Origin of the sequence: Streptomyces sp. NPDC093149, assembly GCF_044754145.1 — a bacterium.
GTDB lineage: Bacteria > Actinomycetota > Actinomycetes > Streptomycetales > Streptomycetaceae > Streptomyces.
The window spans coordinates 116,781-142,089 of the sequence record NZ_JBIVON010000013.1 but is presented as its reverse complement, the minus strand read 5'-3'; the positions used below and the strand labels follow the sequence as shown (position 1 = coordinate 142,089).

Annotated in this window: 23 protein-coding genes; 9 read left to right on the top strand and 14 right to left on the bottom strand. The window is 70.3% G+C overall.

Features of this window, described 5'->3' with window-relative positions:
• Positions 1 to 25: 25 nt before the first annotated feature.
• From ACIQCZ_RS32130 to ACIQCZ_RS32105, 6 genes are all read right to left on the bottom strand, one after another.
• Positions 26 to 619 carry an N-acetylmuramoyl-L-alanine amidase gene (locus tag ACIQCZ_RS32130; RefSeq protein WP_402287522.1) on the bottom strand — a complete coding sequence of 198 codons (594 nt, stop codon included), beginning with the start codon at positions 617 to 619 and terminating at the stop codon, positions 26 to 28.
• Positions 620 to 667: 48 nt separating this feature from the next.
• On the bottom strand, positions 668 to 1,684 hold the full coding sequence (locus tag ACIQCZ_RS32125; RefSeq protein ID WP_402287519.1) for an acetamidase/formamidase family protein: 1,017 nt from the start codon (positions 1,682 to 1,684) through the stop codon (positions 668 to 670).
• Positions 1,681 to 3,168 (bottom strand): APC family permease, encoded by a 1,488-nt coding sequence (locus tag ACIQCZ_RS32120; RefSeq protein ID WP_402287517.1) that lies wholly within the window; start codon positions 3,166 to 3,168, stop codon positions 1,681 to 1,683. Before ACIQCZ_RS32120 ends, ACIQCZ_RS32125 begins: the two co-directional genes overlap by 4 nt.
• 206 nt (positions 3,169 to 3,374) lie before the next feature.
• Positions 3,375 to 4,724 carry an esterase-like activity of phytase family protein gene (locus tag ACIQCZ_RS32115; protein ID WP_402287514.1) on the bottom strand — a complete coding sequence of 450 codons (1,350 nt, stop codon included), beginning with the start codon at positions 4,722 to 4,724 and terminating at the stop codon, positions 3,375 to 3,377.
• Between the two features lie 179 nt (positions 4,725 to 4,903).
• Entirely contained in the window at positions 4,904 to 6,340 is a 1,437-nt protein-coding gene (locus tag ACIQCZ_RS32110; protein WP_402287512.1) for an SWF or SNF family helicase, read from the bottom strand.
• On the bottom strand, positions 6,337 to 9,216 hold the full coding sequence (locus ACIQCZ_RS32105) for a DEAD/DEAH box helicase (protein WP_402287510.1): 2,880 nt from the start codon (positions 9,214 to 9,216) through the stop codon (positions 6,337 to 6,339). The genes ACIQCZ_RS32110 and ACIQCZ_RS32105 overlap by 4 nt, the downstream gene beginning before the upstream one ends.
• A 294-nt stretch (positions 9,217 to 9,510) precedes the next feature.
• Here ACIQCZ_RS32105 and ACIQCZ_RS32100 point away from each other — a divergent pair, with 294 nt between their 5' ends.
• The 3 genes from ACIQCZ_RS32100 (at position 9,511) to ACIQCZ_RS32090 (ending at position 11,406) form a co-directional block, all read left to right on the top strand.
• Positions 9,511 to 10,590 (top strand): fatty acid desaturase family protein, encoded by a 1,080-nt coding sequence (locus tag ACIQCZ_RS32100; RefSeq protein WP_402287508.1) that lies wholly within the window; start codon positions 9,511 to 9,513, stop codon positions 10,588 to 10,590.
• A gap of 85 nt (positions 10,591 to 10,675) precedes the next feature.
• Positions 10,676 to 10,858, top strand: coding sequence for a hypothetical protein (locus ACIQCZ_RS32095; protein WP_376280610.1), 183 nt, complete (start codon positions 10,676 to 10,678; stop codon positions 10,856 to 10,858).
• Positions 10,859 to 10,863: 5 nt separating this feature from the next.
• Complete coding sequence (locus ACIQCZ_RS32090; RefSeq protein ID WP_402287506.1) at positions 10,864 to 11,406, top strand: MOSC domain-containing protein; 543 nt, start codon at positions 10,864 to 10,866, stop codon at positions 11,404 to 11,406.
• Between the two features lie 163 nt (positions 11,407 to 11,569).
• Here the strand turns inward: ACIQCZ_RS32090 and ACIQCZ_RS32085 are convergent, their stop codons facing one another.
• Positions 11,570 to 12,715 carry a hypothetical protein gene (locus tag ACIQCZ_RS32085; RefSeq protein WP_402287505.1) on the bottom strand — a complete coding sequence of 382 codons (1,146 nt, stop codon included), beginning with the start codon at positions 12,713 to 12,715 and terminating at the stop codon, positions 11,570 to 11,572.
• Between the two features lie 113 nt (positions 12,716 to 12,828).
• Entirely contained in the window at positions 12,829 to 13,128 is a 300-nt protein-coding gene (locus ACIQCZ_RS32080; protein WP_402287670.1) for a hypothetical protein, read from the bottom strand.
• Between the two features lie 112 nt (positions 13,129 to 13,240).
• On the opposite strand from ACIQCZ_RS32080, the gene ACIQCZ_RS32075 reads away from it, so the two are divergent.
• Positions 13,241 to 14,143 carry an oxygenase MpaB family protein gene (locus ACIQCZ_RS32075; RefSeq protein WP_402287502.1) on the top strand — a complete coding sequence of 301 codons (903 nt, stop codon included), beginning with the start codon at positions 13,241 to 13,243 and terminating at the stop codon, positions 14,141 to 14,143.
• Positions 14,144 to 14,331: 188 nt separating this feature from the next.
• On the opposite strand, the gene ACIQCZ_RS32070 is transcribed toward ACIQCZ_RS32075, so the two are convergent.
• The 3 genes from ACIQCZ_RS32070 to tatA all read right to left on the bottom strand — a co-directional run bounded on the left by ACIQCZ_RS32070 (position 14,332) and on the right by tatA (position 16,126).
• Positions 14,332 to 14,931 carry a class I SAM-dependent methyltransferase gene (locus ACIQCZ_RS32070; RefSeq protein WP_402287500.1) on the bottom strand — a complete coding sequence of 200 codons (600 nt, stop codon included), beginning with the start codon at positions 14,929 to 14,931 and terminating at the stop codon, positions 14,332 to 14,334.
• Between the two features lie 267 nt (positions 14,932 to 15,198).
• The gene (locus ACIQCZ_RS32065) at positions 15,199 to 15,774 is read right to left on the bottom strand and encodes a TerD family protein (RefSeq protein ID WP_351082893.1); all 576 of its coding nucleotides are present in this window, start codon (positions 15,772 to 15,774) and stop codon (positions 15,199 to 15,201) included.
• Positions 15,775 to 15,940: 166 nt separating this feature from the next.
• Positions 15,941 to 16,126, bottom strand: a complete 186-nt coding sequence (gene tatA, locus ACIQCZ_RS32060) for a Sec-independent protein translocase subunit TatA (RefSeq protein ID WP_402287497.1) — start codon at positions 16,124 to 16,126, stop codon at positions 15,941 to 15,943.
• A gap of 256 nt (positions 16,127 to 16,382) precedes the next feature.
• Between tatA and ACIQCZ_RS32055 the strand changes: the two genes are divergently transcribed.
• Positions 16,383 to 17,810, top strand: a complete 1,428-nt coding sequence (locus ACIQCZ_RS32055; protein WP_402287667.1) for an LCP family protein — start codon at positions 16,383 to 16,385, stop codon at positions 17,808 to 17,810.
• A 28-nt stretch (positions 17,811 to 17,838) separates the two neighbouring features.
• Here ACIQCZ_RS32055 and ACIQCZ_RS32050 read toward each other — a convergent pair whose 3' ends face one another.
• The 3 genes from ACIQCZ_RS32050 to ACIQCZ_RS32040 are packed head-to-tail and all read right to left on the bottom strand — an operon-like array spanning position 17,839 to position 21,453.
• Positions 17,839 to 18,387 carry a GNAT family N-acetyltransferase gene (locus ACIQCZ_RS32050; protein WP_402287494.1) on the bottom strand — a complete coding sequence of 183 codons (549 nt, stop codon included), beginning with the start codon at positions 18,385 to 18,387 and terminating at the stop codon, positions 17,839 to 17,841.
• Positions 18,384 to 21,104, bottom strand: coding sequence for a magnesium-translocating P-type ATPase (mgtA, locus tag ACIQCZ_RS32045; RefSeq protein WP_402287492.1), 2,721 nt, complete (start codon positions 21,102 to 21,104; stop codon positions 18,384 to 18,386). The genes ACIQCZ_RS32050 and mgtA overlap by 4 nt, the downstream gene beginning before the upstream one ends.
• Positions 21,088 to 21,453, bottom strand: a complete 366-nt coding sequence (locus ACIQCZ_RS32040; RefSeq protein WP_391744379.1) for an ArsR/SmtB family transcription factor — start codon at positions 21,451 to 21,453, stop codon at positions 21,088 to 21,090. Before ACIQCZ_RS32040 ends, mgtA begins: the two co-directional genes overlap by 17 nt.
• A 553-nt stretch (positions 21,454 to 22,006) precedes the next feature.
• Between ACIQCZ_RS32040 and ACIQCZ_RS32035 the strand changes: the two genes are divergently transcribed.
• The 4 genes from ACIQCZ_RS32035 to ACIQCZ_RS32020 all read left to right on the top strand — a co-directional run bounded on the left by ACIQCZ_RS32035 (position 22,007) and on the right by ACIQCZ_RS32020 (position 25,147).
• The gene (locus ACIQCZ_RS32035; RefSeq protein WP_402287489.1) at positions 22,007 to 22,420 is read left to right on the top strand and encodes a roadblock/LC7 domain-containing protein; all 414 of its coding nucleotides are present in this window, start codon (positions 22,007 to 22,009) and stop codon (positions 22,418 to 22,420) included.
• Positions 22,421 to 22,516: 96 nt separating this feature from the next.
• Positions 22,517 to 23,680: a DUF6397 family protein gene (locus tag ACIQCZ_RS32030; RefSeq protein WP_402287486.1), complete on the top strand. Its 1,164-nt coding sequence runs from the start codon at positions 22,517 to 22,519 to the stop codon at positions 23,678 to 23,680.
• A 41-nt stretch (positions 23,681 to 23,721) separates the two neighbouring features.
• On the top strand, positions 23,722 to 24,210 hold the full coding sequence (locus ACIQCZ_RS32025) for a GNAT family N-acetyltransferase (protein ID WP_402287483.1): 489 nt from the start codon (positions 23,722 to 23,724) through the stop codon (positions 24,208 to 24,210).
• Positions 24,211 to 24,499: 289 nt separating this feature from the next.
• On the top strand, positions 24,500 to 25,147 hold the full coding sequence (locus tag ACIQCZ_RS32020; RefSeq protein ID WP_402287480.1) for an LAETG motif-containing sortase-dependent surface protein: 648 nt from the start codon (positions 24,500 to 24,502) through the stop codon (positions 25,145 to 25,147).
• Positions 25,148 to 25,309 lie beyond the last annotated feature (162 nt).

Here is a 25,309-nt window from a genome sequence, read left to right as displayed (position 1 = left end):
AGCCGGACGTGGCGGCGAAGACGCGTCAGCCGGCGGAGTACAGATTGACGAGCCGGATGTAGCGCACCCAGTCCCAGTTCGGGCCGGGATCCGTGTGGTCGGTGCCCGGGACCTGGACATGACCGAGAATGTGCGCGCGGTCCTTGGGGATGTTGTAGCGGTCGCAGACCGAGGCGGTCAGCAGCGCCGACTTCTCGTACATGGCGTTGGTGAAGTAGGACGGCTGGTCCACCCAGCCCTCGTGCTCGATCCCGATGCTGCGCGTGTTGTAGTCCCAGTTGCCCGCGTGCCAGGCGATGTTCTGCTCCCGGACGCACTGGGCGACATAGCCGTCCCCCGAGCGCACCACATAGTGCGCGGACACCTGTTTCGCCGGATTCTGGAAGATTCCGATCGTGTTCGAAAAGGTTTCCTGGGTGACGTGGATGATCACATACTGGACCGGATAGGCCGAAGGGCGGCTCGAAGCGGTGTAGTTGGACGTCGATGCGGGGTTCCAGTGCGCGAGCGGATAGTCCGTGTCGCCTGCGGCCGTGGCGGCCGCGGCGCGGGCGGAGGCCGGGATCAGCGCGGCGGCAGCCGTCGCCGCGGCGCCCTGAAGAATCCTTCTGCGATGCATGAACACTCCTGTGCGTGGGGGGGGAGGGACGAGGGGCGGGTGGTGTGGTCACGGGCTGGACAGCGTCGTCGCCGTCTCCCGCAGATGGCGGTGGAGTCCGCGATGGGGGTCACCCGCGGGCAGCCACTCCTTGCGGATTTTCGCCACACAGGTGTAGTTGGTGTCGCACACATTGGCCAACGGCGCCTCGCCGGCCTGGCTGACCAGCTGATAGGCGTCGAGTTCGGAGAGGCCGTAGTCGCGCGCCAGCCACTGGACGAGATCCAACTGCGAGATCCGGAAGGCATCTTCGAGAGGACGGGCGGAACCGGTCGACATCAGATGGGTGTCGGACTCGATGCGCGGCCACGGAGTCGTGACGCCCTTGAGCAGTTCGACGAGCACCACCGTGTTCATCGCACACTCCACGGCGACCCCGCAGGTCTCGCCCTCACCCTGACGGGCGTGTCCGTCGCCGAGGCTCAGAAGCGCCCCTTCGACATTGACGCCCAGGTAGCAGGTGACGCCCGCCCTCATCTCCGGGGTGTCCATGTTGCCGCCATGCGCGTCGGGCACCAAGGCGGACCGTACCTCCAGATTCGCCGGTGCCACCCCGACCGTGCCGTGCATCGGATCCATCGGCAGCTCCACCTGGACGTCGCTGTCCCGGGCACTGAACAGACAGGTGCGGCGTGCCCGGTCGAGCTGCCACATCCACACCACCTCGGGCAGCGGATCCTGCAGCGACGCGGTGGTGTGCGTGGACGTGAGCGCCCCGAACAGCGGAACGGTCGTCGAGGCGGCCCAGTCCCTGGCCGGTTCGACGGACACGAAATGCACCGCGACGGTGTCACCGGGCTCCGCACCCACCACATGGAATGGACCCGTCTGCGGGTTGAGAAAGGGGAACTCGCAGACTTCGGAGACCAGGTCCTTCTCGGAACGCACCCGTCCCGCGAAGCAGTCCTCGGTGTACACGTCGAGGAACGTCCCCGGCTCGATGCGGGCGACCGGGGCCACTCCGCCGAAGGTCCAGGCGTACTCGCCCCGCTTGGGGCGGACGGTCAGGATTCGGGGGTCGTTCATCGCTGTACCGCTCCTGTCTCGGGTTCCCCGGCCGGCTCCGGGGCGTCGTCAAGATGGATCCGTCCGGTCTGTGCCACCCGCTCCGGATGTCTGCGCAGCAGCACCACCAGCACAACGATTCCGATCAGCATCCAGACACCGACGACGGGACCGGCGTACGAGACCGGCGCACTCAGCTCGGAGACGAAGTCGAAAGCGGGGATTCCGGCGGCTGTCAGCAGCGCGGGCACGAACGCCGCCGTGCCCAGCACAGGGAAGAGCAGATGGAGTACGGGATTGAACCTGTCCCGCCGCCTTCGCAGGAAGTACCCGGCGCAGGACAGGTTCACGATGATGTACACGCCGGTGATCACCGTGACGATCACAGTGGCCAGCAGCACGAAAGCCGTCACCGGGTCGTAGACGAACCCCAGTCCGAGCGTCACGCCCACCGCGATCACGAACTGCACGCCCACGCCGGTGACGGGGGAGCGGCGGCGAGGGTGCAGCCGTGCGAACGCCCGAGGGAAGACGCCGATCCGGCCCAGGGCGAACGCCGTCCGGGTCGAGACGGTGGCGCAGGCATTCGCGTTGGCCACCGTCGAGTTGACCACGGCGAGGAAGAGCAGCACCCAGAACAGCCCGAACGAGGCGCGTGCCACGCCTTCCCAGGACGCCGCTCCCGAAGCCCCGAATGCGGCGAACCTGTCGGGCCCGAAGTACACGGACATCGCATAGGTGGTGAGGACGTACACCAGGCCGATGGAGAGTGCCGCACCGAGCACCGCGCGCCGCATGGTGCGCCGCGGGTCCCTCGTCTCCTCGGCGAGCGGTGCCGCGGCCTCGAATCCGGCGAAGGCCAGCACGGTGTAGACCGATCCCGCGAAGATCCCGCTGACGCCGTCGAAGCCGTCGGCGGTGTGCGAAGTGCCGAACACCGAGAGCGTGTTGTCCGAGCCGGCCTGTCCGATGAGCAGGAGCGCGAAGGCGACGAAGACGAGCACCTCGAAGAGCCCGAGCACGGTTCCGAACCGGGCGGAGGCCCGTACGCCGAAGTACCCGGCGAGCGCGATGACCGCCGCGCCGAACAGTGACCAGGGCCACCACAGGTCCGCCGGGCAGGACGACCACGCCTGGTGCAGGGTGCCCGCCGTCGTGAAGCCGAGCTGGAGCAGCAGCAGTGCGGGGACCAGAGCCTCCACGAAGACGTAGCCCCAGCCGACGAGGAAGCCGATGGCCGGGTGCAAGCCTTGCGCGGAGTAGGTGGCGACCGAACCGGCGGCGGGCAGCTGACGGGCCAGTTCCGCGACGCACGACGCGGTGAACAGACAGGCGATCAGGGCGACGACCACGGAGAGCGGCAGGCTCCCGCCCGCGAACGCGGCCCCGGAAGGAATGGAGGCGGCGATGGCTGCGGCGGGCGCCATCGCCGTGATGCTCTGGAAGAGGACCTCGCGCAGCCCGACGGCATCACGTAACAGTCCGCTGCTCGCATCCCCCGACACCCTTGTGACTCCCTTTGTCCGATGACCGGAAGGCGTTGTCCGATGTACGGCTCGGCTTCTCGCGCGCCCTACCGTACGGGCGTCAGGCGGGCGGCGGAAGACGGCGGGAGCCCGGAATCGGGTACGCGCACCGGGAAGCGGGCGGAACGCACGGCGACGGCGGTACGGGGGAGAGCTTGTTCCCGTACCGCCGGGCCGTAGCGTGGTCAGCCGTGCAGTGGGCGCGGCAGCTTGAGCAGCGTCACCGACGTGTCGATGCCGCTGTCGATCAGCCGGCCGTTCGCGTCGAAGGCCTCGGCTCCGTCGGTCATCCCGAAGTCGTTGTCGTTGATCAGGGCGAGCGTGTCCGGGCCCGTCACGGCCACGCCCTCGATCTTCCCCGGCACCCCCGTGATCCTGCCCAGGTCGACGACCAGGCTCTTGCGGAGCGTCGGTACGCCCGACGCGTTGGGGTCGGAGAGCTCCTCGTAGGAGGGTGACGTCGCCGGGTCGTCCCATGCGGATCCAAGGATTCCGGAACCGCGGGGAAGTGTCACCCGGTGCAGTCGTGCCACCCTGTCCGTGCGCTCCTCGACCAGGAGTCCGTCGCGGCCGACCGCGACGACCGAGGAGATCTTCAGCTCGGAGGTGTCGTCCTCGCCGGGGTCCACGACATCGACCGGGTCGAACCGGTAGGCGTACTCCGCCGTGACCGTGCGCTTCTTCGTCGAGAAGCGCAGCAGTCGCACATTGCGCGACGACTCGCCCGCGTCCTGGTCGGGCAGCGAGAGCGGGCTCTGCACCGCCATCACCAGATCACCGTCCGGGAGCAGGGCCAGCCCCTCGAAGCCGCGGTTGATCCTGCGGTTCAGGAGCACGCCGGGCAGCGCCTCCACCACGGGGTAGTCGGCGCCCGTCAGCCCGAGCCCCCGAGGGACGTAGCGTGTCAGCACCCGGCCGCGGGCCGAGACATGCACCAGGGAGGGGCCGTACTCGTCCACGAGCCAGAACGTGCCGTCGGCGGCCCGGACGATTCCTTCGGTGTCCAGGCCGTTCGGGTCGTACGAGAGCGGCGTCTTCGCATCGTACGTGTACGGGGCCTCGTCACGGCCCTGCTGGTTCGGCAGACCGGTGACGGCGGCGCCGGAGCGGGTGGTCAGCGCAATGGACCGCAGCACCCGGATGTGCTTGCCTTCGACTCGGATCCTGACGATCGCCGGGTCGAAGCCCGGGACCGGGAAGGTGCGCCGCTTCTTTCCGTCGATCTTGATCTGGCCGTTGGGGCCACGGTCCGTCACCGTCCAGAACTCGCCCTTGCGGCCCGCCGGGTAGAGGTCACTGCCGATACCGCCGAGCATCACACCGCGGTCGTCGGCGACCGTCCCGGGGAGCAGCCCGTTGCTGAATCCGGCGAGCGTGATGTCAGGGAGTACGGCGCTCCCGGTGACACGAGCGGTGGGTTCCGGACGCTGGTGCCGGTCCGGCGCGCCCGTCGCCGTCCCTGCGGCACACACCGTTGCGAGCAGGGCGAGCGGCAGCCCGACGGTGAGCGGGCGACGGACAACACGCTTGGACATAAGGCCTCCTGAGGCACGAACAGCTCCGACGGCCGTCAGGTTCTGCCCTCACCCTCAACGGCCGGTGACTTCGAGCTGAACGCCAGGGCGGAACACGGCGACGGACGGGGGACGGGCGCCTCTGCCCGCCCGCCGCCTGCCCGGCATCGAGCGCCGAGTGGTCCTCGCGTGCGACGACCTCAGCCGTCCGTCATGTTCGAACCTCCCAGCGCCGCCGCCGGATCGTCGTCCGCCGGGCCTGCCGGAACCCAGCGTCCGCTCTCCGCACGGTAGGGCCACCAGCGTCGGTCCCGCCCGAAACGGAGCTGCACACCCTCCTCCACGGCCGTCCATCGGTTGCCCGCTGAAGAGAACCGTGGCCGCTCACCCTCGTCCCACGCCTCGGCGAGCCGGGTCCGGGCCCCGGCCAGGGTCTCCGCGTCCGGGGTCCATTCCTCGTCGAGCACGGCGAGCGCGGCCGCCCCGCCATAGCGCCACGCGCGCACCGCCGCATCGAGGTCGGGGCGCGAGCGCCTCGATCCGGCGGCCAGCCTGGCAGCGATCCACGGCTCCGGGCCGGCGTCCGCGATCAGACGTACGGCGTCCTGTCGCGGCGTCAGTTCCATCGGCAACGGCTGATGTTCATGGCCGGGGGAGAGCGCGTCCGCCAGCATTCGGCAGGCGCGCGCCGCGCTGTCCGCGACCAGCATCTCCAGGACCGCCGGTTCGACGCCGGGCTCCGGTCCGGTCTCCGTGTCCAGCGACGGAGCGGGGCCCGGTTCCAGCGGCAGCGGTGGAGGTGCGGGCAGCGGGGGCAGAATATCCCGCGCGTCGAACGCCTCGTCCGCCCGTACGCCCCGGTCCTGCGCCCCTGCTTCCGGAACATCGGATCCGTCGGAGGCGGCCGGACCCGACGGCGCCCGCCCTTCGGCGCGGTCCGCGATGCGCACCTGGAGTTCGTCCAGCAGCCGCCGCTCACCGCGCCCGCGCATGAGCAGCAGGACGAACGGATCCTGGTCCAGCAGCCGCGCGACCTGGTAGCACAGGGCGGCGGTGTGCGGGCAGTGGTCCCATGCCTCGCAGGTGCACTCCGGGTCCAGATCGCCGATTCCCGGCAGCAGATCCACGCCGGCCGCTGCCGCGTCCTCCACCAGGTGGGGCGGCATCTCCCGGTCGAGGAGCGCCGCGATGTGCCCGGCCCGGGAGGCGGCCATGTCCAGGAACCGTTCCCAGTCCGCCTCGCTCAGCTCCTGCAGGAGCACGTCACCGCGGTACGTGGACGCGTCCTGGTCCCGGACGACAGCGGTGATCCGGCCGGGCCGCACGGTCAGCGCGCCGACCCGTCCCTCGCGGGCGAACCTCCTTCCCTTCTTGAGCTGTTCGCCGTCCAGCGCGGTGTCCTCCAGGGCCTTCAGCCACGCCCGTCCCCACCAGGACTCCGCGAATCCGCGACCGCGCGCGGGCGGCAGCGCGGCGAATGTGCGCTCCTGCACCGGCGTCGGGGCGTCGCGCCGGTCGTCGGCGGCGGAAGCGGCCCTTCGACCGCCGAATCCGACGCCGTCGTACCGGTCGCCGTCGTCGTCGGTGTTGTCGTACGCGACGCGCTCATGTCCTCCGCCGACGTATCCGTCATTCATCGTGTGCCCCCTCGCAGCGTCACCAGATCGGCCAGTTCCGCATCCGTCAGTTCGGTCAGTGCCGTCTCGCCGGAGCTGAGCACCGCGTCCGCAAGCCCCTGTTTCCGGGCCAGCATGTCGGCGATCCGGTCCTCGATGGTGCCCTCGGCGACGAGGCGGTGCACCTGCACCGGCTGGGTCTGCCCGATCCGGTACGCGCGGTCGGTGGCCTGTGCCTCCACCGCCGGGTTCCACCAGCGGTCGAAGTGCACGACGTGGCCGGCCCGGGTGAGATTGAGCCCGGTGCCCGCGGCCTTCAGAGACAGCAGGAAGACCGGGGCCTCGCCCGACTGGAAGCGGTTCACCATGGCCTCCCGCTCGGCGACCGGCGTACCGCCGTGCAGGAACTGTGTGCGAATCCCGCGCGCAGCGAGGTGCTGTTCGAGCAGCCGGGCCATCTGCACGTACTGGGTGAACACCAGCACGCTCGCGTCCTCCGCCAGGATCGTGTCGAGCAGTTCGTCCAGGAGTTCCACCTTTCCCGAACGGTTCTCGATGCGCGGCTCCTGTTCCTTGAGGTACTGCGCCGGGTGGTTGCAGATCTGCTTGAGGGCCGTCAGCAGTTTCACGACGAGGCCCCGCCGCGCGAAGCCGTCGGCGTCGGAGATGGCGGTCAGGGTCTCCCGTACCACCGCTTCGTACAGGCCGGTCTGTTCCGCCGTCAGCGACACCGCGCGGTCCGTCTCGGTCTTCGGCGGCAGTTCGGGGGCGATGCCCGGATCCGACTTGCGCCGTCGCAGCAGGAAGGGCCGTACCAGAGAGGCGAGTCGCTCGGCCGCCGCCGGGTCGCCGCCCTCCGCGGTCCGCGCGTGCCGGGTACGGAACGTGCCGAGCCGGCCCAGCAGGCCGGGCGTCGTCCAGTCGAGGATCGCCCACAGCTCGGAGAGATTGTTCTCCACGGGGGTGCCGGTGAGCGCCACCCGTGCCCGCGCGCCGATCGTGCGCAACTGCTTGGCCGTCGCCGAGTACGGGTTCTTGACGTGCTGTGCCTCGTCGGCGACCACCATGCCCCACCGGATGTCGGCGAGTTTCGCCGAGTCGAGCCGCATCGTGCCGTACGTGGTGAGGACGAACTCGCCGTCCGCCAGGCCCGTGAGGCTGCGCGAACCGCCGTGGAAGCGGCGTACCGGCGTACCGGGCGCGAACTTCTCGATCTCCCGCTGCCAGTTCCCCATGAGTGATGTCGGACAGACCACGAGCGTCGGCCCGGCGGCGGATTCGATGCTCTGGCGGTGCAGGTGCAGAGCGATCAGCGTGATGGTCTTGCCCAGCCCCATGTCGTCGGCCAGGCAGCCGCCGAGGCCGAGCGATGTCATGGTGTGCAGCCAGTTCAGGCCGCGCAGCTGATAGTCGCGCAGAGTGGCCGCGAGCGCCGGCGGCTGACCGATCGTCTGTCCCGCGCTCGGTCCGTCGGACTCGGGATCGGCCAGCCGGCGGCGCAACTGCTCCAGCCAGCCGGTGGCGCGCACATCGATCCTGCGGCCGTCGACCTCGGTGGATCCGGTCAGTACGGCACCGAGCGCATCGATCGGACTGACCTTGCGGTCCTGTGTCGCGCGGGCGCGCCGAGCCTCCTCGGGGTCGATCAGCACCCACTGGTCGCGCAGCCGCACCACCGGCCTGTTGGCCTCGGCCAGGCGGTCCAGCTCGGCGCGGCTGAGCTTCTGGTCACCGAGGGCGAACCACCAGTCGAACGCCAGCAGCGCATCGGCCGACAGGAGCGGCGGCGTATCCGATCCATTGCGCCTGAACGCCTCCTGCTCCGGAGCCTCCCCGTCCTCGGCCGGACCGATCACCGCCCGCGCGGTGAGCTTGCGGGCCAGTTCCCGGGGCCAGTGCACCTGGACCCCGGTCGCGGCGAGTGCCCGCCCGGCGTGACCGAGGAGGTCGGCGATCTCCTCGTCGGCCGGTTCGACGAAGTCGGGCACCGCGGCCGACAGCAGCGGAGACAGCGGTGGCCAGGCACGCGCGGCCCGGCGCAGCGCCAGCAGGGCATCCATCCGGGCACGGGGGCCGAAGCCCGCAGTGGTCGGCGCGGTCCCCGCCCATACCTCGGAGGCATCGGCGACCAGTGTCGGATCGTTGACGCTGTGGATCTGCAGAACAGCGCGAAAGGACGGCCGGGCGTCCTCGTCCGGCACTGTCAGCCCCGACACCTCCACCCGCAGTGAGAGCCGGACACCGGCGTCGTGCCCGGCTGCGATGTCGACGGCCCAGGCCCGCTGGTCGGGCAGATGCTGTGGCGCGTCGACGGCGAACGCCGGGCCGCCGGTGGCGAAGGCCGCGGCAGGGGTGCGGGGGAGCCCGTCCGCAACCGCGTCGAGGAACGCGCGCAGCAGCCGCTCGGGTTCGGGCAGCAGAACGGGCCGTGCGGTCGCGTCGAGCGGCACCGCGTGGGCCAGGGGCGGCATCGAGGCCGCCAGCGTACGGATCCGGGACTGATCGTCGGCGGTCAGCGGCCCGGCCCGCCAGGCATCGTGATCGGTGCCGGACAGTCCGGGAAGCAGCAGCCCGCGGGCGGCGAGCTGGAGGGCGAGGAGCGCGGCGGCGCCCCAGAACGCGGCGGCGCCGGAGGCCTGAGCCGAAGCCCGGGCGCGCGTCAGTACGGGCAGCGCGTCGCGGACCGGAAGCAACAGCGCCGGCACGGCGTGGACCTGCGCATCGGCGCCCACGACGGTCAACTCCTCCACGGAGCCGGGAGCGTCGGGCGGACTACTGCCGTCCGGATGCCAGAAGGCGATGCGGCCGGTACGGGAAGGGTCCGCGGGCAGGAAGACCACGGAGCAGCCGGAGAGTGCGGAGATCTCGGAGAGCGTTGTCGCAGGGAGCCTGTGCACAGCGATGCCGAATTCCTCAAATTTGACTAGTCGGTGTCGAGCCGCCGAGGGTACTCCATCGGCGCGTGCGACCGTGAGCGCAATCCGCGTGATCCAGCTCACTTTCGAGCGCGTCGGCCGCCCCGCGAGGCTGCCGGGCACGACGGTGTGTCACGCCCGGAGGTGGGGCCAGCACCCCCTTGGAGGGAGGGGGCCTGCCCCCGCATGGCCCGGGTGGTGGCGCCATGGTCGCCGTGCCCCTGGTCACCGTACGTTTCAACAGGTCAGCGCAGCTTTCCAGAGACCGGAGACCTCATGCCACAGGCCGTAGCCACCGTTGTGGAAAGTACCCGTGACGGTGCGGGAACTGTCGTCAGTGCCCGCGGTGCCGGAGCCACCGCGAGCCAGGGGAGCGACTTCGCGCCCCTCCTGCGGGCGGTCAAGGGGCAGGGACTCCTGGAACGGCGCACCGGCTGGTACACGGCGGGCATCGTCACCAATCTGGCCGCCCTGGGCGCCGTGCTCGCCGGCATGTTCCTCCTCGGCGACAGCTGGTGGAACCTGCTGCTCGCGCTGCCACTGGCGATCTTCTGGTCCCGCACCGCGTTCGTCGGACACGACGCCGGACACGCTCAGATATCCGGCGATCGCAGGGCCGGCCGGGTCATCGGTCTGATCCACGCGAACCTGCTGCTCGGCATGAACGAAGCCTGGTGGAACGACAAGCACGTACGCCACCACGCCAATCCCAACCACATCGACAAAGACCCGGACGTCGGCGTCGGCGCCCTCGTCTGGACCCAGAAGCAGGCGGCCCAGCGCGAAGGATTCGCCCGCTGGCTGACCCGCAACCAGGCCCGGCTCTTCTTCCCGATGCTGCTCCTCGAAGGCATCGCGCTCAAGATCTCCGGCTTCCAGTACCTGCGGCGGCAGCCCGCCGGGGAGCGCGCCCTCTCGGCACTGCTCCTGGTCGCCCACCTCGGTCTCTACGCGACCCTGCTGCTCACCGTCATGTCCCCGGGCAAGGCCGTCGTCTTCGCGCTGGTGCACCACGCACTGTTCGGGCTCCACCTGGGCATGGCGTTCGCCCCGAACCACAAGGGTATGGAGATGCCCGACCCCGAAGGCGATCGTTGGGGTCACCTCCAGCGCCAGGTCCTCACCTCGCGCAACGTACGCGGCGGCGTTCTCACCGACTGGTTCCTCGGCGGGCTCAACTACCAGATCGAGCACCACCTCTTCCCGAGCATGCCCCGCCCGCATCTGCGCCTGGCGCAGCCCATGGTGCGCGCGCACTGCGAGGCACTCGGCATGCCGTACGCGGAGACCGGACTGATCGAGTCCTACCGGCAGGCACTCCAGCACATGCATGAGGTCGGCGCACCTCTGAGGTGAGGACTGCCGTCCGGCTGGAACCGATGGGCGCGTACAGGCGTTCTCATGTCAGGAGCGGCCTCGGGCCGCGAAGGAGGCGTGGACGATGTCGAACAGCGCGAAGATTGCCATCGGGGGAGTCGTCGCGGCAGTCATCCTGATCCCGTTCATCGGATTCTGGCTGTCGCTGCTGGTCTTGGTCGGAGTTCCGGCGATCGCCTATCTGATGCTGGATCCCGGCCAGCGGCGCAGGCTCCGCAGGATCACCCGCAAGGAAATAGGCCGCTGACGACGATGAGCGGCACAGTGACGGTGGTGAGCAGGAACGAGGCCTATTCGTTCACCAAGCCGAACAGGCAGAGCGTCACGCTGCTGGCCGGGCTCGGTGTGGAGGGAGACGTGCACGCGGGGGTCACGGTCAGGCACCGGTCCCGGGTCGCGCAGGATCCCACCCAGCCGAATCTGCGCCAGGTCCATCTCATCCACGAGGAGCTGTTCGGCGCATTGCGGGCAGCCGGATTCGAGGTGGCTCCTGGCGACCTCGGGGAGAACGTCACCACCAACGGTGTCGATCTCCTCGCGCTCCCCGTCGGCACCCTGCTGCACCTCGGCGACGAGGCGGTCGTCGAGGTCACCGGACTGCGCAACCCCTGTGTGCAGATCGACAACTTCCAGGACGGGCTCCTCAAGCAGCTCGTCGGGCGTGACGAATCGGGCCGGGTCGTGCGCAAGGCCGGGATCATGGGCATCGTCACGGTCGGAGGGGTGGTCCGTCCGGGAGACCCGATCGAGGTCGAACTGCCCGAGGGCCCGCATCGGGCGCTCGAACGCGTTTAGGGCCGTTCGTTCGGATCAGGCCGGGCTCGCCCCGGGCCCGGCCTGATCCAAACGCAGGACCCCGCCGAGACATGGGTGAGGCGAGGCAGGCCGCTCGGTCGACTCGGCGCTCCGTAGTCCGCCGACACCGGTCCGCCTCCTGCCGAGCGGGGTCGCGTCGCGCTCAGGCCGGTCGTACCGCGATCTCGTCCAGGGCCTTCAACAGGCCGGGCAGCTCCGGGCCTCGACCGACCGGCAGCACCTCGCCCGGTTCCTCGTCCAGCAGGACGAACGCGATGTCATCGGTTCTGGCGACCAGCGACCAGCCGGGGCCGTCGGCGCGCAGCATACGGGCCTCACCGGTGGCGAAGGAGGACCGGACACGGCCCGGGGGCGGTGGGGTGTCCACGTAGGCATGTGCCTCCGCGAGCGCTCGCCGTACACCGGGATGTGCCCCCGAGAGGGAGTCCGGCCCGGGGCTCTCGGCCGTGGCGTCGGGGCGGCCGCTCCGGGCTTCTCCCTCGGCCCCGGCTCCGGTCTCCGCCTCGTCCTGGGCCCCCGCACCCGATCCGCCCGGGAGTACGGCACGAGGCTCGGCCTCGGCTCCGCCGTCGGCCCCGACCCCGATCGTGACCGCGCCCCCATGCTCGCCCTCACCGTCGTCCTCGGTCCCGCCGCCGGTTCCGGTTCGACCGTCGGCGCCCTCCGCCTCGTCCTTCCCCGCAATGGCGCGCACCCGCGAGTCGTCGGCCGAGCCGCCTGCGCCCCCCGCGCCGTCCATGGCACCCGTCGTGGTGAAGGCCGTCTCGTCGTCGACCTGCTCGCGCCAGGCCGCCCACTGATGCGCTATCTCGTCCGCGCCCAAGCGCCTCTGGGCCGGGCCCCAGGAATCCGTGTCGGGTGGAGCCAGCGGCGCGGGATCAATACCCTCGGCCGCCGGATCCGGCAACGGATCGTGCGGGGCGGCCACCCCCGGGGCCGCGACCCCCACCGCGAGGGGCCAGCCGGGCAGCGCACAGACCACCGAACGGTCGTCGGGAGAGAGGTCGTACTCCATTCCGCAGTCCCACGACGCGATGGCCACGGCGACCAGCGACACGTCCTCGACGACGACGGTCCACCGCGCACCACTGCCGTCCTGTCCCAGGACCAGCCCGTACCCCTCGGCGTACGGTTCGAGGGCGAGCGCCGCACAGGCGGCCGGGTAGTCGTCGCCGAGCACGCTCGGGAACTGCGCCGGTGTCAGCAGTACCGCGGTCAGCACATACAGTGCGTCGTCGTCGGCGACCGTGTCGCTCGTCCCGGCCACGGCACCCTCCTCGTCCGTCATGGTTGTCCGTCGGCGCACCCTAACGAGTCGGTAACCCACTCGTCGAGGCCCTGACAAGCGAGGACACGACCGGGGATGACACGCGCCGCGCGGCCCGGCGGAGGAAGCGCTCTTCAGTCGGCAGGCAGACCGGGCAGCGAACGGGCCACTGCCCGCGGCGACTCGTCGCGCTCACGGGCCGGAGCGATCACGGCACGGCAGGCCGGCTCGCTGACACCGAAGGAGAGCGCCTCGGGCGACCCTCGGCCGCTCGCTTCGTCGGCCAGGGCCCGATCGTCGTCCACGGACGCCGCGACATGGGTGGCGGCAGCCTCGAAAGGACTGCGCTGCTTGCGTCGCCCTTCGTCGAGGGACCGAGCCTGCCGCGTGTCCTTCCGGTCCGGGGAGACCACCTTCCGCAAGCTGCCGATCATGTCGATCACGAGACCGCCTTTCCGAAAACCTTCGAGCGCCTTGCGCCTGCCATCTACGGTGTTCCCCTTCGACGTAGGGTTGGACCTTCGACCGAGAAGAGGGGGCGGTGCGGTGAAGCGGTACGACCGGCTGAAGGAGATCCAGCGTCTCGATCCGGAAAGGGACTTCCTCCGGATCTACCGGATCACGGCAACCTGCGAGTTTCCCTGGGACATCACCCGCGCTCTCGAACTGGCCCTGTACCGAACCTATGCCGTCCCCAGCATCGGACGACTCCTCGCGCAGACAGCGGAACTGACGGACCGTTCGCAAAAACGCTACGACGACACCGCACTGCTCCTCGACGCGGTCGTGGAGCACGGCTTCGACAGCGACCAGGGACGCGCGGCCATCCGCCGGATCAATCGGATGCACCGCAGTTACGACATCAGCGACGACGACATGCGCTATGTGCTGTGCACCTTCGTCGTCACTCCGAAGAGATGGCTCGACGACTACGGATGGCGTCGGCTGTCCGACCATGAACTGCGGGCGTGCGCCGCCTACTACCGCACCCTGGGCGCTCATATGGGCATCAAGGATCTGCCTCGGACATACGAGGACTTCGAGTGCGCCCTCGATTCCTACGAGGCCGAGCACTTCGGCTGGGACGAAGGCGGACGCCGTGTCTCCGACGCCACGCTGGACCTGATGAGCTCCTGGTATCCGCGCCCCCTGGCCTCCGTCGCGCGGAAGGCGGCCCTCGCACTTCTCGACGACTCGCTGCTGCGGGCATTCCGCTACGAACGTCCGAGCTCCGCGGCACGGGGTCTCACCCGCGGCGCCCTGCGACTGAGAGCACGAGCCGTGCGACTGCTGCCGCCGCGTGCAACCCCGCACTTCGCCCGGCAGAACCCGGAGATCAAGGGCTATCCCGGCGGCTACGAGATCTCCGGGCTCGGTACGTTCCCCGCCCCGGGCATCCGAGGCTGTCCGGTCGCGCACGAGCGCGGCCCCGCCGGCGCGGCAGAGTAAGGGCTGTCCCGTGATCCGCGGTGGATCAGCGCGCGGCGTCGGATGCGGTGCATCGCAAGGCGGAGGGGCGTCCGCATACTGGATGCATGTGGACGTTCCGACAACGCGGCGAGGTGCCGTGGCTGTCGTCGCGTGCCCGCCGGGGATCACGGGACAGCCCTTAGGCGTAGGAGAATCGAACCCGCAGGTCAGCGCGTCCGGACGGCCAGGGCGAGGAAGCGATCGTCCTCATCGGTGTACGTGTCGAGCCGCCAGCCCGAACGTGCCAGCAATGGGCGGAGGTTGCGCTCGGCGCGCAGGTCGTCATCGGTGACCGGACGGCCGTGGCGCGCTGCCAGTGCGGCTCGCCCGATGGGGTGGAAGAGAGCCAGCTGCCCGCCCGGCCGAACCACCCGAGCCAATTCCGCCAGGTCCGGTCCCGGATGCGACAGATGGGAGACGAGCCCGGCAGCGAACACCGCGTCGAGCGACCGCGACCGCAGGGGCAACCGGGCGACATCGGCGAGGATCAGTGCCCCGCTCCGGTCGCGTCCGGCCCGTATCGCCGAGTCCAGCATCGCTGCGGTGAGGTCCATGCCCAGCACCGTGCCCTGCGCTCCCACGGCGGCGCGCAGGGCGGGCAGCGCCCTCCCCGTGCCGCAGCCGGCGTCGAGCACGGTGTCACCCACCCCCAGTCCGAGGGCGTCCACCCCGGCGGCGTAGGCAGGCCCGTCGTCGGGGAACCGGGTGTCCCAGTCCGCCGCGCGAGCCGTGAAGAAGTTCTGGACGCGTGTGTGCTCATCGGCCATACGGACATGATCGCGCAGTTGCCGTCGGGGTTGAACGGGCCGTGACATCGGGCAGTGACCGTCGGCCGGCTCGAAGGGCTCCGTGACGACCCGTCGACTGTGGGCCGACCCGAGCGGCGCGGAGGCCGAGTGCGAGCAGTACACCGCGGCGCGATGCAGTGCGGTGACCACGAGGGCACGTACGCGGAACACGCAGGCCCTCCCCCTGCCCCGCCGACGGGGACAGGGGGAGAGGCCGGTGTTCATTGCCCGTGCAGGTCCATGAGGTCAGACATTGACCCCGTAGTCGGACGCGATGCCGGCCAGCCCCGAGGCGTACCCCTGGCCGACCGCGCGGAACTTCCATTCCGCGCCATGCCGGTACAGCTCGCCGAAGACCATGGCGGTCTCGGTCGAGGCGTCCTCGCTGAGGTCGTAACGCGCCAGTTCGACGCCGTTCGCCCGGTTGACCACGCGGATGAACGCGTTGCGGACCTGGCCGAAGCTCTGCCCGCGGCTCTGTGCGTCGTGAATGGAGACCGGGAAGACGATCTTCGCGACGTTCGCCGGGACAGCCGCGAGATCCACGTTGATGGACTCGTCGTCGCCCTCGCCCTCACCGGTCAGATTGTCCCCGGTGTGTTGCACCGAACCGTCCGGGCTCGTCAGGTTGTTGTAGAAGACGAAGTGCAGGTCGGAGAGCACCTTGCCGGTGTCCGAGCACAGCAGAGCACTCGCATCCAGGTCGTGATCCGCGCCCGTCGTCGTCCTCACGTCCCAGCCCAGGCCGACCGTCACTGCGGTCAGGCCGGGCGCCTCCTTCGACAAGGAGACGTTGCCGCCCTTGGCCAGGCTCACACCCATGAACTTCCTCCATTGATCCAGTGGTCCAGAGCTTCAGTGCTGTGATGATCGGCGCTTCTTCGGCCGTCACCCGGGTCAACGACGGTGCCGCGCTCCCGGTTCCCTTGATTGCGCAATTCCTGAAGTGAAGGCGGCGAGGGTCGCCGTACGTCGGCGAGCCGGTGTCTCAAGCGCGGGGCTCGGCTCCGGGGCCGCTGTCGGTCTCCTTCATGGCCTTCGCCTCACTCTTCAGGATCCGCATGGACTTGCCCAGGGCGCGGGCCGTGTCCGGCAGCTTCTTCGAGCCGAACAGCACGATCACCACAATCGCCACGATCAGCAGGTGCCAGGGTTCGAGACCGTTGCGCAACATCTACGTCCCGCCCTTCCTTTCGGTGTTTTGACCGCTGTTCTCGCTCGGCGTCGGCGGACGGTGCCTCAGGCTGGCCGTGGGCAGGTCCGGTGATCCAGTCGAGCAGCGATACTTGTCACATTGCGCAACTGTACAACCATGGGGTGGGCGGAGCGCGCTCTCCCCCATGGAAGCCGGATGGACGGGGTGGCCGATGACGGGGGATCGCTCGGTGGGAGCCGGCAGGGGAAGGGGCAGCCGCCTGCGGCGCACGGCCGTGTCGGGGCTGTCGTTGTTCGTGCTGGTCGTCGCGGGCATCGGGTGGGGCTGTCTGCAGGTGAATGGCAGCATCGGCACCTTCAGCGCGGACGGAATCTCCGGCGACCGGCCTCCGGACGCGTCGAAGGGGCAGAACGTCCTGGTCATCGGGTCGGACTCGCGCGCGGGCGAGAACGGCGGGCTGGGCGGCGGCACGGGTGCGGTGGGACGATCCGACACCGCATTCCTGCTTCATGTGTACGGTGACCACAGGCACGCCGTCGCCGTGTCCATCCCGCGTGATTCCCTGGTCGACATCCCGGCCTGCAAACTGCCGGGGGGCGAGTGGACCGCGCCGCAGCACGCGGCGATGTTCAACGGCGCGTTCTCGGTCGGGGAGACGGCCGAGGGAAACCCGGCCTGTACCCAGAACACCGTCGAACATCTCACCGATCTGCGCGTCGACCACACCGTCGTCGTCGATTTCGCCGGATTCTCCGCACTGACCTCGGCCGTCGGGGGCGTACCCGTGTGCCTTCCCCACGACATCTACCAGCGCGACCTCAGCCCGGAGCGGCCCACACGAGGCGCCCGGATCTTCGCGAAGGGACAGCAGACCGTCTCCGGGCAGCGGGCACTCGACTACGTCCGGCTCCGGCACGGCATCGGTGACGGCTCGGACATGGGGCGGATCAAGCGCCAGCAGGCCTTCGTGGCCTCCCTCATCAAGAAGGTCAAGTCCCAGGGGCTGAACCCCGGCACGCTGCTGCCGCTCGCCGACGCGGCCACCAGAGCGATGACCGTCGACCCCGGGCTCGGGTCGGCCGACCGGCTTCTGTCGTTCGCCATGTCAATGAAGAACATCGACCTGCACAACACCAAGTTCGTCACCGTCCCCTGGCGCTACGAGGGTGCACGCATCGCGATCGTCGAACCGGATGCCGACGCGCTGTGGGCAGCGCTGAAGGCCGACCGCACGGTCGACGGCCAGGACGTCGGCGGCAAGAGACCGGCCCGAGGAGACGGGGCGGAGGACCGCCCGGCATCCCCCAGGGCCGCCGCTCCGGTCTCCGGCACGGGCATCGCCGTCGCCGTCCACAACGGCACCAGGGTCGCAGGACTCGCGGCCCGAGCCGCAGAGCAGTTGCGCTCCCGAGGCTTCACGGTCACCACCACGGCCACGGCGAGCAACCAGGACCACGTCTCGACCGTCATCCAATTCGGACCGGGCCTGCGGGACGCGGCGGAGACCACCGCGCGGTTCTTCCCCGGCGCGCGGACGACGGCGTCCACAACCGCCGGAATCCGGGTGGTCCTCGGCAGTTCCCTCGTCCGGAATCCAGTGGTCGGCCCCGGGACGCCGACCGCCTCCGCAGTGCCGTCCGCCGTCTCCGGCGGGGTCAGGTCGGCCGACGACGACCCCTGCGCGGACCTCTCCTACGGCTGACCGCCGCCCGGGAGCGGGACCACGGTGCTCAGCGCGGTGCTCGTCCCGTCCGAAGCTGCAACGCCGGGTGCCGGGGAGCCGTGAAGCCGTACGACTCGTACAGCGCGGCACCGTCCCCCGTGGCGTTCAGATCGACGACCGTGGCCCGGGTCTCCTCACGGAACCAGGTGAGCAGGGCTTCGAGGCAGACACGGGCATGCCCGCGTCGGCGCCGACGCGGGTCGGTGCTGACATTGGACACATGCCCGCGCAGCCCGCTCGGATTGGCTGGGCTGGGGGCATGCGCATCGCACGCCCCGACCGCGCTGGAGACGGTGCCGAGCTCGGGGTCGTCGACGAGGAACGCCGCGAACATGTCAGGGCGGCGCATCTGCTCGGTGAACCACCGCGCGGAGGCCGCCCGCCATGGGGCGTCGGCACCCCCGGTCTCGATCCCCATGTCGGTCAGCATCAACCCCCGCAGCCGCACCAGCGCGGGCACATCGTCGATCGTGGCGCGGCGAGCATGCACCAGCTGCCCGCCACCGGCGCCTGGACGGGTGCCGGGCCCGGAGTGGTCGATGCCTGGCGAGGTCATGAGTATCTCCACTTCCGTTCGTAGCGGGCGCGGGCCGCCCACAATCCGTATGCGTACAGAGCCAGGACCGTTGCCAGCAACAGGTAATAGAGCGGTGGCAGCGCACTCATGCCCAGGAGCGGCCCGATCGGGGTGAGCGGCAGCACCAGGCCGACCACGGCAAGCCCGCACACGGCGGCCCGGAGCGGCCTCCCACTGCGCCCCTCGGCGGAGCGGCGGCCCGTACGGAGCAGCAGCATCACCAGGGCCTGGGTGAGCAGGTTCTCGGTGAACCACCCCGAGTGGAAGGCCTCCTGCCCGCCCGCCGTCGCCGAACCGTGCAAGGCGTAGGCCAGCACGGCGAATGTCGCCAGGTCGGCAGTGGCGTTCAGCAGACCGAACCCGGTGATGAAACGGAGGAAGTCGCGCGGCCGCAGCACCGTCGGCCGCCGCAGCACCGCGGGTGCCGGCCGGTCGAACGCGAACGCGAGCTGCGCCACGTCGAAGCACAGATTCTGCACCAGGACCTGCGCGGGAAGCATCGGCAGGAACGGCAGCATCAGCCCCGCGGCGAGCATCGCGATGACATTGCCGAGGTTCGACGAGAGCGTGATGCGCAGGTACGTGGAGATGTTGCCGCTGCAGTGCCGACCCGCCGTGATCGCGTGATCGATGGCCGCCAGATCCTTCTCGGCGAGCACCACATCGGCGGTCTCCCGTGCCACGTCGACCGCGTTGCGCGGGCAGATGCCGACATCGGCCGCGTGCATCGCGGGCAGATCGTTGACGCCGTCGCCGAGAAAACCGGTGGTGTGCCCGGAGGCACGCAGCGCAAAGACGATCCGGGCCTTGTGCTCCGGCGTGCAGCGGGCGAAGACCGTGGCCCGGTCGGCGGCATCCGCCAGCTCCTCGTCCGACAGCGCGTCGATCCGAGCCGCGGAGACGACTTCGCCCGGATCGAGGCCCAGGTCCCGGCAGGCGCGGGCGACCGTCCCGGGATCGTCGCCGGTGAGGACCTTCACACAGACGCCCCGGTGTTCCAGCACGCCCAGGGCCTCCGCGGCGCTCGGCGTGAGCGCGTCCCGCAGTGCGACGAAGCCGAGAAAGGTCAGCCCCCGCTCGTCGGCCGCCGTGTACGCGCCGAGCCGGGCGGGCCGCTCGGTCCGGGCCACCGCGAGCAGCCGCAGGCCGTTCGCGGACTCACGGGCGGCCAGGGCCCTCAGCCGGTCCCGTTCGTCGTCGTCCAGGGAACAGCGGTCGAGCACCGCCTCCACCGCCCCCTTCGTGACGAGGGTGTGGACACCGAGCTTCCCAGGACTTCGTACGACGGCGGTGCCCAGCCGCCGCACCGGATCGAACGGCAGCGCGGCCACACCGTCGTACGCGGACAGTGCCTCCTCCTGCTCCTCGGCCGCGTCCAGCACCGCCTCGTCGAGTGCGTCGGCTGCGGGCAGATCAGCGAGCTGCAGCGTCCACAGCGCATTGACCGCGGCCCAGTGCAGTACCTCTGGATCGGACCGGTCCGCTCCGTTCAGCGACCGTTCGACGACGGGCCGGTCCTGGGTGAGCGTTCCGGTCTTGTCCAGGCACAGCACATCGATCGCGCCGAGATCATGCAGGGCCGGCAGCCGTTTGACGATCACCCCGTGATTGCGGGCGAGCAGCGAAGCGCCCCGGGCCAGCGCCGTCGTCACGATCACCGGCAGCATCTCCGGAGTCAGACCCACCGCCACCGCGACGGCGAACGGCAACGTCTCCAGACCGCGGCCGCGCAGGGCCGCGTTGGCCATCAGCACCAGGGGCGGGGTGAGCAGCATGAACCGGATCAGCGTCCAGGAGATCCCCTGGACCGAACGGTCGAACGCACTCGTGCCGCGGTGGCGCGCCGAACGGTCGTACGCGGCGGCGAACCGGGTGTCCGCGCCCGTGGCCGTCACCACCGCCGTACCGCTGCCGGACGCCACGCTGCTGCCCTGGAAACACAGCTCCGGCCGCGCGAACAGTCCGGCCTCGCCACCGGGCCCGGCGCCGGGCGACCGGTCCCGGTCCGGAGCGTCGACGGGCTCTTTGGCGACCGGTGCCGACTCGCCGGTGAGGACCGACTGATGCACGGTCAGGCCGCTCGCGCGCAGCAGCCGTACGTCGGCCGGCACGAGATCTCCGGGACCGAGGCGGATCACGTCGCCCGGCACCAGCTCCCCGACCGGCAGCTCACGCGCCTGCGGCAGGGCATCCGGTCCGGTGCGGCGCAGCACGGTAGCGGTGGTCGCCACCAGTTCCCGCAGCGCGGCCGTGGAGCGGTCGGCCCTATGCTCCTCCGCGGAGCGCAACACACAGCTGACGACCACGAGCACCAGCGTCACCGAGGCCGTGCCCCACGAGGCCACCGCGGCGGAGACCAGGCCCAGGCACAGGAGAACCGAGGTGAACGGATCCCGCAGGCTGCGAATGAAACGGCGGGGCCAGGAGACCGGACGCCAGGCCGGCAAGGTGTTCTCGCCGAACCGGGCCAGCCGTTCCTCCGCCTGCGCCTCCTGCAGCCCCCGAGGGCCGCTGTCCAGTGAACGGAGAACCTGCAGGGAGGTCGGCCCGGCTACGGACGGCGTGGGCGGCGCCACATCGGCGGCGGCGCTCCGGCCGGCCGCCGCGCTCGCTATCGGCACGACGACGGCGGACGGGTCATCGGGGTCGGTGCTGCCGGGACCTGCGGCGGCACTGCTCTCAGGCACCGAGCTCACGGAGGCGTACGGGCTGCTCGGGCGTGTGTCCCGCGCGTGCGGCGAGCTGGCCGACCATCAACCGGACGACGGTCACCACATCGGGGTCGTCGACCAGATAGACCTGTCGGCGTCCTTCGCGCCGTGACCGTACGAGACCGGCCAGTTTCAGCTTCGTCAGATGCTGGCTCACCGACGGCAGAGTGCCGCCCACCCGGTCAGCGAGGCCGGTCACATCACTCTCGCCCTGGGAGAGGGCCCACACGATGTGCAACCGCGCAGGTGTCGCCAGCAGGCCGAAGGCGGCGGCCGCCTCCACCAGTACCTCCGCGGGCGGATCCGTGAAACCGCCGTCGGCAGCTGTCGACACTCTTGCTCTCCCTGTCAGCGTGGGCCGACTGCTCGCGCCCGAAGTCTCCAGTGTAGGCGCCGGACGTCTGCCGTCCGCGGGCCGTTCGCCGGAGAGGGAACAGGAGCGGACGGAAACCGACGGAGCGCGGGTGGGAGCAGGAGTACCGGAACGGCCGCGTCCGGCCACGACAGGGAACGAGAGACGTGTCCAGGAACGTGGGTCGGATGGGGGACCGGTCCGGTCAACGAGCGAGCGGAAGCGGCCGCACTGCTGCGCGGGCGCTCGTGTTCCGCGGGACGGCTTCCCCTTCGCCACTTCGCCACACTGACGCGGCATGCGTGCCGTCGGATGCGGGGGACCCGGAGGGTAGGCCGAGTACGTGCGTCGGATGCCGTCGGCCGGCCCCGGCTCCTCGACGGGGTGGACCGAGCGTTCCGTCCCCGGCCGGCCAGCCGACAGGCGCCCGGACCCGGCCACATGACGAAGGAGTGCTTGCCCGTACGTGACCAGTGCGCAAGGCTTACGTGAAACGTGGGGCACGGGGAACGCATGAGCGGGGAGGAGCGGGGAAATGGCGCTGGACAGGGGACTTGACTGGCTTCTTGACGATCTTACGAGCAGGGTCGAGCACATACGGCACGCGCTGGTGCTGTCGAACGACGGACTGGTGACCGGCGCGAGCACGGGCCTGGCACGTGAGGACGCCGAGCATCTCGCCGCGGTGTCGTCCGGCCTGCACAGCCTCGCGCGCGGTTCGGGGCGCCACTTCCGGGCCGGGAAGGCCCGGCAGACCATGGTGGAATTCGATGAGGCGCTGCTGTTCGTGACAGCCGCGGGCGAGGGCAGCTGCCTGTGTGTGCTGAGCGCGGCCGAGGCCGATGTGGGTCAGGTCGCGTACGAGATGACGCTGCTCGTCAACCGGGTCGGCGAACATCTGGGTGTCGCCGCGAGGCAGGCGGGAAGCGCAGGAAACAACCCTGCCTGACCTGCGGACGGGAGTTGTCCACAGGTCGTGCGGGCGGTGTCTCCCCCGAGTTACGGTACTCACAGAGAGTAACCAAATCTCACGGGGGAGTGCACCATGAGCGTTACCGAAACGGTGTGTCGGGAGACCGCGCGCACGATGGCTGTGGGCACGGCGGCTCAGGAGCTTCAGCTGAAGCGCGGCGAGTTCGCCGTCGCGGTCCACATGGGTCTGGTCCGTGTGCTGGTTCAGCAGGGCGGCGGAAGGCCCAGGGTCCGTCGGGAGGAGGTCGACCGGCTTCGGTCGCAGGACGGGTTCCCGGAGGTCCTGCGGGAGCGGGTGCGTACCGTCGGGACGGCGGAGGGGGCTCAGCTGCTGGGGATCAGTCCGGGCCGCTTCACCAGACTGGCCCGCGCGGGATGCTTCACGCCGATCACCTTCTATCTCAACCGGTACCGGACGGTGGTCTGGCTCTATCTCGCCCAGGAGCTCGCGGAGTTCGCCGTCCGCGAACCCCGGCTTCTGATGGGGAAGAGCCCGGACTGGGTGCGTGGTCGGCTGGAGGGAGGTGCCGACTTTCGTGCGCGCGACTGGCGCTCGCGCAGGGTCGAACGGCTGCTGAGTTCCCTGGAAGATCCCTGGGCCCGTGCCGCGGTGCTCGCCGGCACCCTGGATCCGGTGCAGCTGGCGGAGGTCGTCGATGATCCGTACGAGCGCGCCTACCTCGCGAGGATCCGGCCCGAACCGGCCTTCGGGCCAACGGGATCGCCCATGGCGCGGGAGACCCAGGCACGCCTGATGCAGGCGGACGAACCGGACGAGATGCTGTGGCGGCGGGTCGGTCTGATCATGGAGCTGGACCACGCCCGGGAAGCTCGACAGGCACCGCGGCCGGGTGCCGAACGGCGCCCCCGCTTCGACCGTGTGCATGGGCGAGGGCATGATGGCGTGCACGGGTTCGAGAGCGAGTACGGACCTGAACCGGGAGTCGGCGCCGGCGCCGACTCCTCTTCCGTGGCAGGCTGCGACGTCGAACCTGCCTCGGGGCGTGACCACGCCCCCACGTGTGACCCCACCCCGGTCACCGAGCCCGCCTCGGCGTTCGACACCGCACGGGTGACCGAGCGCGCATCCGTTCTTGACCCCGTGCGCGATTCCGATCCTGTGAATGAGCCCGATTCCGGGCCCGTTCCGGTGCCTGCGGCATTGCCGGAACACGCACTTGGGCTGCTCGCCCGGCTGGGGCTGCGCAGGCGCACGCCGCGACGGCCTCGCCGGTAAACGACTCGCGCCAGGAGTCCGGCGCCGACATCCTGGTCCCTATGCTGATCAGGGAAGCCACCAACGAGGACTGGCCTGCAATCTGGCCGTTCTTCCACGAAATCGTGGCCGCGGGCGAGACGTTCACCTATCCGCTCGATCTCGGTGAGGACGAGGCCCGCTCCTGGTGGCTCCTCAGGTCACCGAACCGAGCGGTGGTCGCGGTCGACGACGCCGGGACGGTCCTCGGCACCGCAAAGATGAACAACAACCACATGGGCAATGGTGCGCACATCGCCAGCGCGAGCTACATGGTCGATCCCCGGCATTCCGGGCAGGGTGTGGGCCGGGCCCTGTGCGTGTACACGCTCGACTGGGCCCGCTCGTCAGGATTTCGAGCCATGCAGTTCAACGCCGTGGTCGAGACGAACACCCACGCCGTAGGGCTCTACCGGTCGCTCGGCTTCGACATCCTGGGAACCCTGCCCGAGGGGTTCAACCATCCGACACGGGGATTCGTCGGACTGCACATCATGCACCGCACTCTGTGACACCGTACGGCGGTCCGCTCGGCAACCCTTGTGACCACCGACCGGCCAACGACGGAACCCTCCTGTCCACCCCTCAGACCACTCCGCGCAGGAGGCTGCTACTCGTCTCGCACCGCAACTCGCCTGCCCCCGTTCGCACGCCGTGTCCGCCATATCCCAACCCGTTGTGATGTGAGCCCGGTTGTGACCTCGGACGCCCCATGGGGCGGGTACGCGCACCGTCGGCAGGGGCAGTACTGTGCGCCCCACCGCCATTCGGGCGATGAAACATATGCGGAGGAAGAATTTCATGACCATACCCAGGAGATCGTTGCGTGCTGCGGGGACACTCGCGGCCGCTGCGGTGGTCGGCTTGACCGGCGCGGTCCTCTCCGCCGGTCCGGCCGCAGCTCACACACCCACCTGGGCCGTGACCTGTTCCGAGGTGAGCCTCGACCTGACCGCCTACAACAGCAACGTCGCCAACCAGGTGACCGTCACTGTCGACGGCAAGGACCTCCTGCCCACCGAGACCTTCGGCAGGGAGTTCCACAAGCAGCTCGAGCTGCCCGAGCACGACAAGGAACTGACGGTTCACCTCGTCGTCAAGGCGGGCGACGGCGAGAAATTCTCGCGCGACGAGACCAAGCAGGCACCGGTGTGCGAGGGCACGACCCCATCGCCCGCGCCCTCCGAGGACACCCCGTCGCCCGCACCGTCCGAGGGGACCCCGTCGCAGGCGCCCTCCTCGGAGGCACCCGTCGGCAGCGCCGCGCCCAGCGAGGCGGCTTCGGAGTCCGCCCCCGCGGCGGCCTCTTCGAGCCCCGGCTCGTCGGACCTGGCCGAGACGGGTTCCTCGTCCGCCACCCCGATCATCGCCGGAGCGGCTGTGGCCGTCCTGCTGGCCGGTGGCGGCATCATGTGGTCCGTGCGCAAGCGTCGCACCGCACAGCACTGACATAGGCCGACGGTCCTGCCGCGAGACCGTATCGGGACCGTCGGCCGGGGGTGGGGGGGCCCCGGGGGGGGGGGGGCCCCCCCCCCCCCGGGGGGGGGCCCCCCCGGGCGGGGGGGGGGGCCGGGGGGGGCGGGCGGGGGGGGGGGGGGTGGGGGAGGGGGC